Annotated in this window: 16 protein-coding genes; 9 read left to right on the top strand and 7 right to left on the bottom strand. The window is 73.7% G+C overall.

Annotation, left to right across the window (positions count from 1 at the left end; all coding sequences use genetic code 11):
* Complete coding sequence (locus ACYVDA_RS02500) at window positions 1-1,227, top strand: hypothetical protein (RefSeq protein WP_460814696.1); 1,227 nt, start codon at window positions 1-3, stop codon at window positions 1,225-1,227.
* On the opposite strand, the gene ACYVDA_RS02495 is transcribed toward ACYVDA_RS02500, so the two are convergent.
* A complete protein-coding gene (locus ACYVDA_RS02495; protein ID WP_460814693.1) occupies window positions 1,188-1,922 on the bottom strand; it encodes an EcsC family protein in 735 nt (244 codons plus the stop codon). The genes ACYVDA_RS02500 and ACYVDA_RS02495 overlap by 40 nt on opposite strands.
* Before the next feature lie 121 nt (window positions 1,923-2,043).
* On the opposite strand from ACYVDA_RS02495, the gene aat reads away from it, so the two are divergent.
* Window positions 2,044-2,739 carry a leucyl/phenylalanyl-tRNA--protein transferase gene (gene aat, locus ACYVDA_RS02490; RefSeq protein WP_460814690.1) on the top strand — a complete coding sequence of 232 codons (696 nt, stop codon included), beginning with the start codon at window positions 2,044-2,046 and terminating at the stop codon, window positions 2,737-2,739.
* A gap of 21 nt (window positions 2,740-2,760) precedes the next feature.
* On the opposite strand, the gene ACYVDA_RS02485 is transcribed toward aat, so the two are convergent.
* The 4 genes from ACYVDA_RS02485 to ACYVDA_RS02470 all read right to left on the bottom strand — a co-directional run bounded on the left by ACYVDA_RS02485 (window position 2,761) and on the right by ACYVDA_RS02470 (window position 4,954).
* Window positions 2,761-3,099, bottom strand: coding sequence for a rhodanese-like domain-containing protein (locus ACYVDA_RS02485; protein WP_460814687.1), 339 nt, complete (start codon window positions 3,097-3,099; stop codon window positions 2,761-2,763).
* Window positions 3,100-3,226: 127 nt separating this feature from the next.
* Window positions 3,227-3,556 (bottom strand): hypothetical protein, encoded by a 330-nt coding sequence (locus ACYVDA_RS02480; protein WP_460814684.1) that lies wholly within the window; start codon window positions 3,554-3,556, stop codon window positions 3,227-3,229.
* Window positions 3,557-3,665: 109 nt separating this feature from the next.
* Window positions 3,666-4,532 carry an Fpg/Nei family DNA glycosylase gene (locus ACYVDA_RS02475; protein ID WP_460814681.1) on the bottom strand — a complete coding sequence of 289 codons (867 nt, stop codon included), beginning with the start codon at window positions 4,530-4,532 and terminating at the stop codon, window positions 3,666-3,668.
* Window positions 4,533-4,720: 188 nt separating this feature from the next.
* The gene (locus tag ACYVDA_RS02470) at window positions 4,721-4,954 is read right to left on the bottom strand and encodes a hypothetical protein (RefSeq protein WP_460814677.1); all 234 of its coding nucleotides are present in this window, start codon (window positions 4,952-4,954) and stop codon (window positions 4,721-4,723) included.
* A gap of 252 nt (window positions 4,955-5,206) precedes the next feature.
* On the opposite strand from ACYVDA_RS02470, the gene ACYVDA_RS02465 reads away from it, so the two are divergent.
* The 7 genes from ACYVDA_RS02465 to ACYVDA_RS02435 all read left to right on the top strand — a co-directional run bounded on the left by ACYVDA_RS02465 (window position 5,207) and on the right by ACYVDA_RS02435 (window position 10,573).
* Window positions 5,207-6,406, top strand: a complete 1,200-nt coding sequence (locus ACYVDA_RS02465) for an ATP-binding protein (protein WP_460814674.1) — start codon at window positions 5,207-5,209, stop codon at window positions 6,404-6,406.
* 90 nt (window positions 6,407-6,496) lie between these two features.
* Window positions 6,497-7,066: a DinB family protein gene (locus tag ACYVDA_RS02460; protein ID WP_460814670.1), complete on the top strand. Its 570-nt coding sequence runs from the start codon at window positions 6,497-6,499 to the stop codon at window positions 7,064-7,066.
* A gap of 48 nt (window positions 7,067-7,114) precedes the next feature.
* Window positions 7,115-7,954, top strand: a complete 840-nt coding sequence (locus tag ACYVDA_RS02455) for a glycerophosphodiester phosphodiesterase family protein (protein WP_460814668.1) — start codon at window positions 7,115-7,117, stop codon at window positions 7,952-7,954.
* 97 nt (window positions 7,955-8,051) lie between these two features.
* Window positions 8,052-8,471 (top strand): ATP-binding protein, encoded by a 420-nt coding sequence (locus tag ACYVDA_RS02450; RefSeq protein WP_460814666.1) that lies wholly within the window; start codon window positions 8,052-8,054, stop codon window positions 8,469-8,471.
* 58 nt (window positions 8,472-8,529) lie between these two features.
* On the top strand, window positions 8,530-9,474 hold the full coding sequence (locus ACYVDA_RS02445) for a DUF5926 family protein (RefSeq protein WP_460814663.1): 945 nt from the start codon (window positions 8,530-8,532) through the stop codon (window positions 9,472-9,474).
* A 245-nt stretch (window positions 9,475-9,719) separates the two neighbouring features.
* The gene (locus tag ACYVDA_RS02440; protein WP_460814661.1) at window positions 9,720-10,136 is read left to right on the top strand and encodes a hypothetical protein; all 417 of its coding nucleotides are present in this window, start codon (window positions 9,720-9,722) and stop codon (window positions 10,134-10,136) included.
* 5 nt (window positions 10,137-10,141) lie between these two features.
* A complete protein-coding gene (locus ACYVDA_RS02435) occupies window positions 10,142-10,573 on the top strand; it encodes a hypothetical protein (RefSeq protein ID WP_460814659.1) in 432 nt (143 codons plus the stop codon).
* A gap of 143 nt (window positions 10,574-10,716) precedes the next feature.
* On the opposite strand, the gene ACYVDA_RS02430 is transcribed toward ACYVDA_RS02435, so the two are convergent.
* A complete protein-coding gene (locus ACYVDA_RS02430) occupies window positions 10,717-11,943 on the bottom strand; it encodes an arginine deiminase (protein WP_460814656.1) in 1,227 nt (408 codons plus the stop codon).
* A gap of 36 nt (window positions 11,944-11,979) precedes the next feature.
* Window positions 11,980-12,585: a TMEM165/GDT1 family protein gene (locus ACYVDA_RS02425; protein ID WP_460814654.1), complete on the bottom strand. Its 606-nt coding sequence runs from the start codon at window positions 12,583-12,585 to the stop codon at window positions 11,980-11,982.
* Between the last annotated feature and the right edge of the window lies 1 nt (window position 12,586).

The following is a 12,586-nucleotide window of genomic DNA, read 5'->3' as shown; positions in this document are numbered from 1 at the left end:
GTGACCTCCGGCGCACCCCGCCGGGTGATCCTCCACGTGGGGACGCCCAAGACGGGCACCTCCTTCGTGCAGGACATCCTGTTCCGCAACCGTGAGCAGCTGCGCGCCCAGGGCGTGCTCTACCCCGCCGACCGCGAGGACGCCCACTTCCTGGCCGCGCTCGACCTGATGGAGCTGCCCTGGGGCGGGCTGGAGGCGCAGGCCGTCGGGGCGTGGGACCGGCTCGCCGCGCAGGTGCGGGCCTGGGAGGGCCACACCGTGGTGGTCAGCCACGAGATCCTCGGCACCGCCTCGCGCACGCAGGTCGCCCGGGCGCTCGCCTCCCTCACCGCGGGGTCACCGGAGACCGAGGTGCACCTGGTGCTCTCGGCCCGGGACCTGGTCCGCCAGGTGCCCGCGGAGTGGCAGGAGAACGTCAAGCACCGCCGCGTGCGCACCTACGGCACCTTCCTGGAGGAGCTGCGCGACCCCGCCCGCGAGTCCGAGGTGGCGCAGTGGTTCTGGGGGGTCCAGGAGCTGCCCGACGTGCTGGACCGGTGGGGCTCCACCCTGCCTCCGGAGCGGGTGCACGTGGTCACCGTGCCGCAGCCGGGCGCCGGCCCGCTGGTCCTGTGGGAGCGGTTCGCCTCGCTCTTCGGCCTCGACCCCACGGCCTTCCCGCCGTCGGAGCGCGCCAACGTCTCCCTGGGCGTGCCCGAGTCGGAGATGGTGCGCCGCCTCAACACGCGGCTCAACGACGTCCTCGAGAGCCGGATGTACCGCTCCCTGGTCCGCGAGATGGTCGTCCACCGGCACCTCTCCGGCCGGTCGGGGTCGCCGCGGCTGGCGCTGCCGCAGGAGGCCTACGACTGGGCCGCGGAGCTGTCGCGGACCTGGGTCGAGGAGCTGCGCGGGCGTGGCTACTCCGTCGTCGGCGACCTCGACGAGCTGCTGCCCTCCGCGCCGCGTCCCTTCGTCGACCCCGACGACTGCGACGAGGAGCAGGTGGCCGCAGCAGCCCTCGACGCCCTCGAGGTGATGACCCTCGAGGCCGCCAAGCTGCGCGACGTCGAGGTCGAGCTGCACGGCGTCATCGCCCACCGCGACGGCGTCATCGCGGACCTGAAGAGCGCCCCGGGCTACCAGCGCAAGCAGCGCCTGCTCGCGCTGTCGGAGAGCAACGCGGTGGCGCGCGGCGGGCTCAAGGTCTACCGGCGCCTGCGGGCCAGGAACTCGCGGTCGGCGTAGCGACCCACCTGCCAGGTCGCGAAGCCGTCGGTCCCGGCCCCGACGAGACCGCCCACGACCGGCACCCGTCGCCCCACGGTGGTGGCCAGGCGCTTGCCCGCGACCTTGGTCAGCAGCTCCGAGGCCACCTCGGCGGCCACCACCCCGTCGAGGTGGGGGTCGTGCACGGGCGCGGTGGCCAGCGCCATCGGCGTCCCGGGGAGCTTGGCCCGCGCCACCAGGGACAGCACCTTCTCCTCCCCGAGCAGGGTCGCCAGGATCGCGTTGCGCACCCGGGGGTCCTCGAGGTCGTAGCCGCGCAGGTGCAGCACTGCCGCCACCATCCGGCACTGCACGAGCGCCAGCCCGGCGACGTTGCTCGGCACGGTCACGGCCATCGTGACCAGCCCGCCGACGTTGGTGGCGAAGCCCTGGGCGCCGGCCAGCCGCACGTGGGTCTCGATCACCTGGGTCACGGCCGCGTCGAGCAACGCGATCGCGTCGCGCTGACCACCCGCGTCGAGCGCCTTGCGGGCGACCGTGGCCGCGCCGTCCAGCGGGCCGCCCCCGCGGATGGCGCGCTCGAGGGCGGCGTGCACGAAGCCGGCGGTCGCCTCGGGTGCTCGTCGGGACAGTCCGTCCCGGATCCACCTGGCCCGCTCGCCCGGCTGCCGGTCGCCGGGCCGGCGGTCGCCCGGTCGCCGTTCACCGTCCATGCGGAGCAGCGTACGCAGGGGCCGGCGGCACCTCCCGGTCACCGCCTCCCGGGCCGGCGGCGCCCCCTCCCGGCGCACCGCAGCGCCACCGGCCTCACAGGTGCTCTGCAAGCATGAGCAGGTGCCCCTCGACCCGCCTCCCAGCCCGTGGGCGTTCCCGCCTGCGGACTCCGGCGACGGCGACCTCGTGGCGATCGGCGCGGACCTCGCCCCCGGCACGGTCCTCGCGGCCTACCGGGCCGGCCTGTTCCCGATGGCGGCGGAGGGGATCGCGGCGCGACGTCGCTCGAGGCGCTCGCCGATGGCGTGGTGGTCGCCCGAGGAGCGCGGCGTGCTGCCGCTGGAAGGGTTGCGCGTGAGCCGCTCGCTGCGCCAGTCGTGCGCCCACTTCGAGATCCGGGTCGACACCGCGTTCGCCGAGGTGGTCGCCGGCTGCGCCGACCCGACCCGGTCCGGCGGGTGGATCGACGACGAGATCTCCACGGCGTACACCGAGCTCTACCGGCTGGGCTGGGCGCACTCGGTGGAGGCCTGGGCCGACGACGAGCTCGCCGGCGGGCTGTACGGCGTGGCGCTCGGCGGCCTGTTCGCCGGCGAGTCGATGTTCACCCGACGCCGCGACGCCTCGAAGGTGGCGCTGGTCGGCCTGGTCGAGCTGCTGCGCGACGAGCACGCGGAGCACCGCCTGCTCGACACCCAGTGGCAGACCCCCCACCTGGCCTCGCTGGGCGTGGTGGAGGTCCCGCGGGAGGACTACCTCCGGCGTCTGGCGACCGCCCTCGAGCTGCCGCTGCCGGCGGCGTTCGGCGGCCCCTGACGGGGTGGTCAGCTGGGCCGGTCAGACGACGATCGGGTCGCCGTCCCCGTCGCCCACCATCGGGCGTCCGGCGGCCGACCACTCGAGCATCCCGCCCTCGAGGTTCAGGGCCTCGAAACCCTTCTCGCGCAGGAAGGCGGTGGCCTGGGCCGAGCGCCCGCCGACCTTGCACACGACGAGCAGCTGGCGGTCGCGCGGCAGCTCCTCGAGCCGCCCGGGCACCTCGGTCAAGGGCACGTGCACGGCCCCTTCGATGCGGCCGTGGTGCCACTCCACGGGCTCACGCACGTCCAGGACGGTGACGCCCTCGGGCAACGGGTCCGGCACCTGGGCCAGCTCGACGGTGGGGACCTCGATCATGGGGCGAGGCTACCGCCCGTCGGGCGGGCGGTGTCAGTGGCCGGAGAGCCGTCCGGTCAACCGCTCGTGACGCTCGGCGCTGGCCGCGTCGAGGCCTGCGATCTCGGCGGTCTGCCGACCGTGTCCCTCAGGTGGTCGGTGGCGGATCCTCGTCGCACCGGGTGACCCGGAAGCCCATGCGCTCCAGGTCGTCGACGTTCACCCCGCCCGCGGTGCGCAACGACTCGGCGTACCCGGGGCTGATCCGCGTGTGGCCCCCCTGTCGCAGCGTCATCGCCGCCGCGTGGGTCCGCGCCACCGTGCGGAACGACTCGAACGACATCACCACCTCCCAGTCCGCGTCGAGATCGTTGCCGACCGCGACGGTCCCAGCAGCCCGATCGACCTCGAGCATCAGGAGGTTGCCTCCCCAGTCGTCCTTCCCGCTGCCCGCGCCGCGTTCCAGCGACGCGAGCACGCCATCCACCTACGCGGGGTCGAGGTCCTCGTCCCGGAGCAGCTCGTGGACCGCGTCGCGCTCAGGGACGTCCATGTCCCAAGTATCCGGGCTCCCGATCACTTCCGGGCTACTTCAGCAGGCGCGACATCCGCCGGTCGGCGAGGGGCTTGCCGCCGGTCTGGCAGGTGGGGCAGTACTGCAGGCTCCGGTCGGCGAAGCTCACCTCGCGCACCGTGTCGCCGCACACGGGGCACTTCTCCCCGGTGCGACCGTGCACCGCCAGGTTGCTCTTCTTCTCACGCTTGAGCTCGCTGGCGGCCAGGCCGTCGGCGCGCGCGACCGCGTCGGCCAGCACCGTGCGGATCGAGGAGTAGAGCGTCAGCAGCTCGTCGTCGGACAGGCTGTCGGCCGGCTTGAACGGCGACATCCGGGCGGCGTGCAGCACCTCGTCGGAGTAGGCGTTGCCGATGCCGGCGATCACGCTCTGCTGCCGCAGGACCCCCTTGATCTGGGAGCGTCCGGCGCTGCGCAGGATGTCGGTGAAGACCTCGAGGGTGAAGGCGTCCGCGAGCGGGTCGGGGCCGAGCCGGGCGATGCCCTCGACGTCGTGGGGGTCGCGGACGACGTACAGCGCCAGGCCCTTGCGGGTGCCGGCCTCGGTGACGTCCAGCCCGGAGCCGTCGTCGAGGACGATGCGCGCGGCCAGCGGTGACTTGTTGCTCGGCCGCGGCGGCGCCTCGGGGAGCTCGTCGCGCCAGCGCACCCAGCCGGCGAGGGCGAGGTGGATGACCAGGTGGGTGCCCCCGACGTCGAGGTCGAGGAACTTCCCGTGCCGGGTCACGCCGTCGACCAGACCACCGGCCAGGGCGCTGATCGGCGGGTCGTAGGTCTTGAGGCAGCTGAACGCCGCGATGTCGACCCGCACCACCGCGCGGCCCGTCAGACGGCGGGACAGGTCGTGGACCAGCGCTTCGACCTCGGGCAGCTCGGGCACGCGCCCACGGTAGCGGCCCCCACCGACCCCGTCACCACCTCACCGAGGGGGCTCGTCCGGCGCGAGGAGGCCCATCCGGCGGCCGAGGGGGCTTGTCTGGCGCGCGAGGAGGCCCATCCGGTCGCCGAGGAGGCGGGTTCGGCAGGCGGGGCCACGCGATCACGCGGCCGGCCGCGGTCCGGACCGCCTCACCCAGGCCGTACGGCGTCGTACGCCGCGTCGAGCCCGGCCCTCAGCGTCTCGATGAGCAGCGGGACCTCGTCGACCTGGAGCCGGAAGGAGCCGGTGCACTCACTGGCACGCCACAACGAGAGGACCACCAGGCCGTTCTCGTGGTGCCAGCGGACTCGCAACGACCGGGCGTCACCGCGGGCGTCGAGAAAGATCTCGGCCTCTGCGGGGAGTGGCGCCACGGCGGTCATGCCCCATTGTGACGCGCCGTTCGCCTCCACGGAAGGCACGACGCCCTCACCCCACAGGCCCTCTCGGCCGCCAAACGCGCCTCGTCGCGCACCAGACCAGCCTCCTCGGGCGCCAGATGGGCCCCCTCGCGCACCAGACCAGCCTCCTCGGGCGCCAGATGGGCCCCCTCGGCGGGTGGGCCTCCTCACCGAGGTCTCCGACTCGCTAGCACAATCTACTGTTCTCGCTAGACGTCCCGATAGGCTGCGATCGTGGACCCGATCAGGAACCCCTACGCCCCGGGCGCGGGCCAGCGTCCCCCGGAGCTGGCCGGACGTGACCGCGAGCTGCGCCAGTTCGAGGTCGTCCTCGAGCGGGTGGCCGCCGGGCGCCCGGACCGCAGCCTGGTGCTCTCGGGCCTGCGTGGCGTGGGCAAGACCGTGCTCCTCAACGCCCTGCGCAGCCTGGCCGTGAAGCGGGCCTGGGGCACCGGCAAGATCGAGGCCCGGCCCGACCAGTCCCTGCGCCTGCCGATGGCCCAGGCGGTCAACGCCGCCGTCCGCGAGGTCGCCCACCGCCACCGCGACCCCGACCGCGTCGACCAGGTCTCGGGGGTGCTCAAGGCGTTCGCGCTGCGCACCGAGCTCAAGGACCGCAAGGCGGCGGGCTCCAACCGGTGGCAGCCGCCGCTCGACGTCGAGGCCGCCCGGGGCCGGGCCGACTCCGGTGACCTCGAGCTCGACCTGGTCGAGCTGTTCACCGACGTGGCCTCCCTGGCCGGCGACCTCGGCGTGGGCATCGGGCTGTTCGTCGACGAGATGCAGGACATCCCGGCCCTCGAGCTCGCGGCCCTGTGCGGCGCCGTGCACGAGATCAGCCAGCAGGGGGCGCCGCTGATCGTGGTCGGGGCCGGGCTGCCGCACCTCCCGGTCGCGCTGGCGGCCTCCAAGTCCTACGCCGAGCGGCTGTTCCGCTACGTCTCGGTCGACCGGCTCCCCCGCGAGATGGCCGACCGGGCCTGGCTGGTGCCCGCGGCCAGCGAGGACGCGACGTACGACCGCAAGGCGCTCGACGAGCTCTACCGCCTCACCGACGGCTACCCCTACTTCGTGCAGGCCTACGGCAAGGTCACCTGGGACGTGGCCGTCGACTCCCCGATCACCTGGGGCGACGTGATGCAGGCGGCCCCCGAAGCGGAGGCGGAGCTCGCGGTCGGGTTCTTCGGCGCCCGCTACGAGCGCGCGACCCCGGCCGAGCGGGAGTACATGGTGGCGATGGCCGACCTCGGCGAGGGCGTCGACGACCAGGCCGTGAGCACCGCGGAGGTCGCCCGGCTGCTGGAGCGCAAGCCGCAGTCGCTCTCCCCCGCCCGCGACGGCCTCATCAAGAAGGGTCTGGTCTTCTCCGGCGAGCGCGGCACCGTGGCCTTCACCGTGCCCCACTTCGGCAGGTTCCTCCGCAACCAGCGCTGACGCCCGGTCCACGACCCTGTCGTCGTGTCGGTGGTCCGTCGCATGCTGGTCCTCCGTGGCTCCGCCGGAGCCTGACCCGGAGGAGTGGACGTGTTCGCACCAGGACTGCACACCGAGGGCGAGACGCTCGTGGGCTACCTCGCCGACCAGCTGCAGGCGCTGCGCACCAGCGCCCACGGCCTGACCGACGACCAGGCCCGCGCCACGCCGACCCGCAGCGCGCTGTCGGTCGGCGGCCTGCTCAAGCACGCGACGTACGTCCTCGGCGGCCTGGAGCGCCGCCGCAACGGTGAGGAGATCACGCCCGAGACCCAGGCCCTGTTCACCGGCAGCTTCGCGCTCACCGACGACGAGACCCTCGCCGGCGTCCTGGAGGCGTACGACGCCGCAGTCGCCGACTACCTCGCCGAGGTCAGGAGCCTCGACCCGGCCGGCGAGACCGTCGAACCGGCCGCGCCGTGGCACGGCGTCGAGGAGCCCACGCCGGTCCACGTGCGCCACGCCCTCGTGCACCACGTAGAGGAGCTCGCCCGGCACGCGGGTCACGCCGACATCATCCGCGAGCAGCTCGACGGGGCCACCGCGCTGTCGCTGCGCTTCGCCGAGCTCGGCCTGCCCGGCAACCGGTTCGTGACCCCGTGGTCGCCGGACGGTGACTGAGGAGCCGCCCCCGCGCGCTCGCGTCCCGGAGCGGGCATGATGGTGCGCATGGTCTCGCTCCGGCCGCAGGTCGTCGCCCACCGCGGAGCCAGCGCCGCCGAGGCCGAGCACACCCTCGCCGCCTACGTCAGGGCGCTGGACCAGGGTGTCGACGCGTTCGAGTGCGACGTGCGGCTGACCTCCGACGGCCACCTGGTCTGCGTCCACGACCGCAACCTGAGGCGCACGGCCCACCAGGACAAGATCGTCTCCACCATGGAGCTCTCGGACCTCGAGCAGCTCGACGTCTCCTCCTGGAAGCACCCCTGGGCCGAGCTCGACGAGGAGCGACCCGACACCGATCCCGAGCTGGGCCGGGTGCTGACCCTGCGCCGCCTGATGGAGACCGCCGCCGCCTACCCGCGCCGGGTGGAGCTGGCCATCGAGACCAAGCACCCGACGCGCTACGCCGGCCTGGTCGAGCGGAGGCTGGTCCAGCTGCTCGACGAGTTCGGGTGGGCCGGCAAGGACGCCCCGGTGCGGGTGATGTCGTTCTCCTGGGTGGCCCTGCGGCGGATCCGTCGGCTGGCGCCCCACCTCGACCTCGTGCTCCTGGTCGACCACCGCCCGCAGTGGTACCGCGTCCGCCCGTTCCTGGACCACGACTGGATCATGGGGCCGGGCATGGACATGGTGCGCGAGCACCCCGCGGTGATCCAGCGCGAGCGCGAGCGGGGACGTCGGGTGCACTGCTGGACGGTCAACACCCCCGACGACGTGGAGCGGTGCCGAGCCCTGGGCATCGAGGCGCTGATCACCGACACCCCCGACGCGGTCGTGAGCCACCTCGACGCCCACCCCGACCCCGTCGCGACAGGTGGGTCGAGCCCGTGGCGCGACCACGGATGACCGGATCTCGGATGTGTGCGTTTGCCGCGGGCGCCCAGGGGGCAAGGTGCAGTCAGCGCGTCGCCCAGCGCCCTGCCTCACCTCGGAGGAACCCGCCATGGCAGCACCCGTCCCACCGACGGACGACCCTGGCGCGTTCAGCCTCCACCTGCCCTTCAGCGCGGAGAGCGCCCGGGTCGCGCGGGAGCAGCTCCTGACCTGGCTGGAGACCGTCGAGGCCGCGGTCGAGTGCTGCGAGGACGCCCGCCTGGTGGTGAGCGAGCTCGTTGGCAACGCCGTGCGTCACGCCCGCCCCCTCGCCGACGGCACCATGAAGGTCGCGTGGACCCAGCTGCCCACCGGCATCGACATCGCGGTCAGCGACGGCGGCGCCCGCACGTCGCCCGAGCGTCGCGACCCCACGCTGTCCGACCTGGCCGGACGTGGGTTGGCCATCGTCGAGGTCCTCGCCTCCCGGTGGTGGGTCGAGACCTCGCGCTCGCGCACGACCGTCCACGCCCTGCTGCCCGTCGGCTGAGCCGACCGGGGCGCACCCGCGGCGGTCCCGCGACAGCACGGCCGCCTAGGGTTCGGGCATGGGAAAGAAGTCGCGTCAGCGCCGTGCCGAACCTGCCGAGAACCTCGCCCCCGGTGAGGTCGGCCCCCGGCAGCCCTGCCCGTGCGGGTCGGGGCGTCGCTACAAGGCCTGCCACGGCAGCGCCGACGGCGCCCCGCCGGTGTTCGTCTCCCGGCCCTTCGCCGGTCTGCCCGGCGAGACCGACCTGGTCGCGTTGCGCGAGTTCGTGCCCGCCGCCACGGCGCCGCTCAAGCTGCGCGAGGGTGACCGCGAGGTCCTGGTCGCCTCGCTCCTGCCCGGCGCCTCCCCCGCCCTGGTGCGGGCCGACGGTGCGATCTGGCTCGGGCTCCAGGTCCAGCAGTCGTACGCCGACCCCAGCCGCGACCTCGCCGCCGTGCTGACCCTGGCGCTGGACGCCGAGCCCGGCTCGGTCGTCTCGCTCACCGAGGACCCGGGCGAGGGCCCCCGCCTGCAGGACCTGGTCGTGGCGGACCAGGACCTCGAGGTCACCGTCCACGACGGCTTCGACTACTGGGTCGCCGACCTCGACGACCCCGACGGCTCGATCCGCTCGGCGCTGGAGCAGGCCAACGAGGCCTCGGCCCCGACGGCCCGCGTCGCCGGCGTGGACGCGGCGTACTGGACCTCGGTCGGCAACCGCGAGTACCTCCGCTGGGTCCTGCCGCAGGAGGAGGACCGGGTCCTCGACGGGCTGGCCCGCCTGCACGTCGCCCAGGCCGAGCGTCTGGTCGAGGGCGACCGCCTGATCGGGATGTTCCGGGCGCACGGCCTGGTCGTGCCGGTGTGGGACCTGCCCGTCGGCACCGGCGCCGCGGCCCTGGAGGCACCGCTGGGTCGGCTCGCCACCACGCTCACCGAGGCCATCGAGGACAGCACCCCGCTGACCTCCGAGCAGCGCTCCGCCCGCGCCGGGCTGATCAGCCGCCAGCTCACACTGCGCTGAGTCGCCGCGCGGCCCTCGCCAGTTGTGGCGGTCGTCTCGGATGCCGTACATTCGGTCTTGCCCCGGCCGATGTTGTCCCCCCCGTCAACACCGGCCGGGTGCTTTGTCTTCGCAGCAGATCGGCACTGGATCCGTCGTTTCCGGCCCCCCCGAGGGCCGGATCCGTCGTCTCACCCCGTGGTCACGGTCTGGTTGAGCCCTCAACGGGCTCCCTCTCCCCGTCGTCCCGCGCCATACTCGACCCCGTGACGGAGCAGCGCTCGACCCGACGGTCGTCGTCCGCCGCACGGCGTCCCGACCTCGACCGGACGGCCCTGACGGCGCACCTCGCAGCCGGCGCGATCTGGGTCGCCGGGTTATCCGTGGCTGCCCACGGCCTCGGCGTGGTGCTCACGGCGCTCTCGGTCGCCTACGTCGTGCTCGCCAGCCTGGCCCGGGCCGAGCGGCGGCTTCCGGCCGGCCGGACCCTGCTGACGTGCTGGGCGGTCGCGGTGCTGCTCGTGACGCTCCTGCTGACCCCCGGCGCGGGATGGGTCTCGCTCGGCCTCGGACTGGTGGTCGGCTCGGTGCTGTGCGGCGCCTGGGCCGTCACCGGGGCGTTCCTGACCCAGGTCCTCGGCGGCGGCCACGCCCTCGACCCGGCGTACCCCGACACCCCCTGAGCCCGGTGCCTCGCCCCCCGGACCCACCCGAGCTCGTGGACGTCGACGCCATGCTCCACCGCGTCGTGGCCGAGGTCTTCGGCGAGCAGTTCGAGCGGGACTGGTCGCCGGACCCGAAGGTCGCCCGATTCCACCAGGTCCGCCTGAGCACGGCGGAGCGCAGCGTCGGTCTCCGGGCGACGTACGAGTGGTGCGACATCACCTTCCTCGACCTGGGCTTCGGGACCACCGCGTTCGACCACGACCACGACGTGGAGCCCAAGGAGGACGAGCTCCGCCAGCTCGCCCTGCTCGGGCTCGCCTACCTCCGCGGCGAGGGCCGGGTCACGCAGGAGCGCGGGTGGTTCCGCACCCGACCCGTCCTGCGCCTGGAGGTCGACGGGCACCCCCACAGCTTCGGCCGCGGCCTCCTCGGGTGGACCTGGTCGCGCGGGTGACCCGCGCCCCGGAGTCTCTTCAGGAGCGGCTGACCACCAGGTAGCGCTCGTCCTCCACCGGTCCCGCCGTGGTCGGGCTCGTCGTCGAACGTCGCGGCCTGGTCGTCCCAGGAACCGGCGTCGCTCACCGGACCCGACCCCGCTCAGACCTCGTCGCGGGCAATCGGGCAGGACATGCAGCGGGGGCCGCCCCGGCCGGAGCCGAGCTCGGAGCCCGAGATGGCGATGACCTCGATGCCGGCCTCCTCCAGGCGGCTGTTGGTCTCGACGTTGCGCTCGTAGGCGACCGCGACGCGCGGGGCGACCGCGAGGGTGTTGTTGCCGTCGTCCCACTGCTCGCGCTCGGCGGTGACCGGGTCCAGGCCGGTGTCGATCTGGTGGAGCGTGTCGATCTCCATCGCCTTGGCCGCGGCGACCAGGAACGGCTCGGCGCCGGCGACCACCGGGTTGCCGTCGTCGCCGGCGGTGACCGAGTGGGCCTGCAGGTGGTCCGCGACGTTGGGGTACATCACGATCTTGTCGACGTCGACCATCGTGCACACGGTGTCCAGGTGCATGGTGGCGCGCTCCTGGGCGATCGGGACCGCCAGCACGGTGTGGACCTCGCCGTCGGCGAACAGCTGGCGGGCCAGGCGCTCGACGCCGGCGGGCGTCGTGCGCTCGCCCACGCCGACGGCCAGCACGCCCGGGGAGAGCAGCAGCACGTCGCCGCCCTCGAGGTGCTCGCGGTGCCAGCCGTGGATCTTCTCGGAGTCCGCGAACCGCGGGTGCTCGGTGTAGATCAGCTCGGTCAGCTGGGTCTCCCGGTCGCGCGCGGGCATCGCCAGGGAGGTGACCGCGACCTGGTGGCCGATCCAGACGCTGGAGTCGCGGGTGAAGAGCAGGTTGGGCAGCGGGTCGATCAGGAAGTCGTCCTCGCGCAGCAGGCTGGTGACCAGCCCGAAGCCGCCGCGGACCTCGTCGTTGCGCAGGCCGGCGGTCAGGATGTCGGTGAGCTGCTCGGGCGCGAGCTGGGTGAGCTCGTGGCGCAGGTGGTCGCGCAGGGTGTCGCCCAGGCGCAGCGAGGCGGTCACGCCGCGGATCGCGTGGGCCCGCGCGGCCTCACCGGCGAGCGTCTCGGTCAGCAGCCCGGTCAGGTAGAGCACCTCGACGCCGCGCGAGCGCAGCGCGTCGGCGAAGGCGTCGTGCTCGTCCTGGGCGCGTGCCACCCACGGGATGCCGTCGAAGAGCAGCTTGTCGTTGTTGCGCGGGGTCAGGCGCTGCAGCTCGGGCCCGGGGCGGTGCAGCATCACCGTGCGCAGGCGGCCCACCTCGGTGGTCACGCCCGGGGTGACGGGGGCGGGGCTGGCGTCCACGGCAGTCGAGGTCATCACCGCAGCCTAGGGCCGCGCTGTGACGGGGTCACCTCAGGCCAGGACCAGCTCGTACGCCGTGACCAGCGCGAGCAGCAGGCAGATCCCCGAGCCGACGTAGTGCACCGTGGAGAGCCGGATGTAGCGCAGCAGCACCCGACCGGCCACGACGGCCAGGCCCGAGACCACGAGCAGGGCGCCCCAGGCGCCGATGAACACGCTCACCGGATGGCCGTAGCGCGCGATCATGCTGATCGTCAGCAGCTGGGACAGGTCGCCCCACTCGGCCGCGAACAGCACCAGGAACGAGGCGAGGACCGCCTTGAGGCCTGTACGCGCCTCGGCGGCCTTGCCCTCGAACTCCTCCTCCTGCTCCTTCTCCGCCGCGTCGGCGCCCGGCGCGGAGCGGAAGAGCAGGAACGCCCCGGCCAGGAAGATCACCAGCGCGACGCTCTTGACCAGCGCCTCGGGCAGGAGGGTCGCGAAGTGGCCCGCGAGCACGGCGATCAGGGTCTGGACGAAGAACGCCAGGCCCACCCCCACCCACACCGCGAGCGGCTTGTAGCGGGTGGAGAGCACCAGTGCCGCGATGAACGTCTTGTCGGGCAGCTCGACGACGAAGATCGCCCCGAACACGATCGCGATGACCGCGAGGTCCATC

This window comes from Nocardioides korecus (assembly GCF_054778395.1).
This window is presented reverse-complemented; position numbering and strand designations above follow the sequence as displayed.

What these genes read in the sequence shown, in the direction of transcription:
- ACYVDA_RS02495 (WP_460814693.1), bottom strand. Translation starts at nt 1,922, where the DNA reads ATGGACGGTGAACGGCGACCGGGCGACCGCCGGCCCGGCGACCGGCAG.
- ACYVDA_RS02485 (WP_460814687.1), bottom strand. Translation starts at nt 3,099, where the DNA reads ATGATCGAGGTCCCCACCGTCGAGCTGGCCCAGGTGCCGGACCCGTTG.
- ACYVDA_RS02470 (WP_460814677.1), bottom strand. Translation starts at nt 4,954, where the DNA reads ATGACCGCCGTGGCGCCACTCCCCGCAGAGGCCGAGATCTTTCTCGAC.
- ACYVDA_RS02455 (WP_460814668.1), top strand. Translation starts at nt 7,115, where the DNA reads ATGGTCTCGCTCCGGCCGCAGGTCGTCGCCCACCGCGGAGCCAGCGCC.
- ACYVDA_RS02450 (WP_460814666.1), top strand. Translation starts at nt 8,052, where the DNA reads ATGGCAGCACCCGTCCCACCGACGGACGACCCTGGCGCGTTCAGCCTC.
- ACYVDA_RS02445 (WP_460814663.1), top strand. Translation starts at nt 8,530, where the DNA reads ATGGGAAAGAAGTCGCGTCAGCGCCGTGCCGAACCTGCCGAGAACCTC.
- ACYVDA_RS02430 (WP_460814656.1), bottom strand. Translation starts at nt 11,943, where the DNA reads ATGACCTCGACTGCCGTGGACGCCAGCCCCGCCCCCGTCACCCCGGGC.
- ACYVDA_RS02425 (WP_460814654.1), bottom strand. Translation starts at nt 12,585, where the DNA reads ATGGACCTCGCGGTCATCGCGATCGTGTTCGGGGCGATCTTCGTCGTC.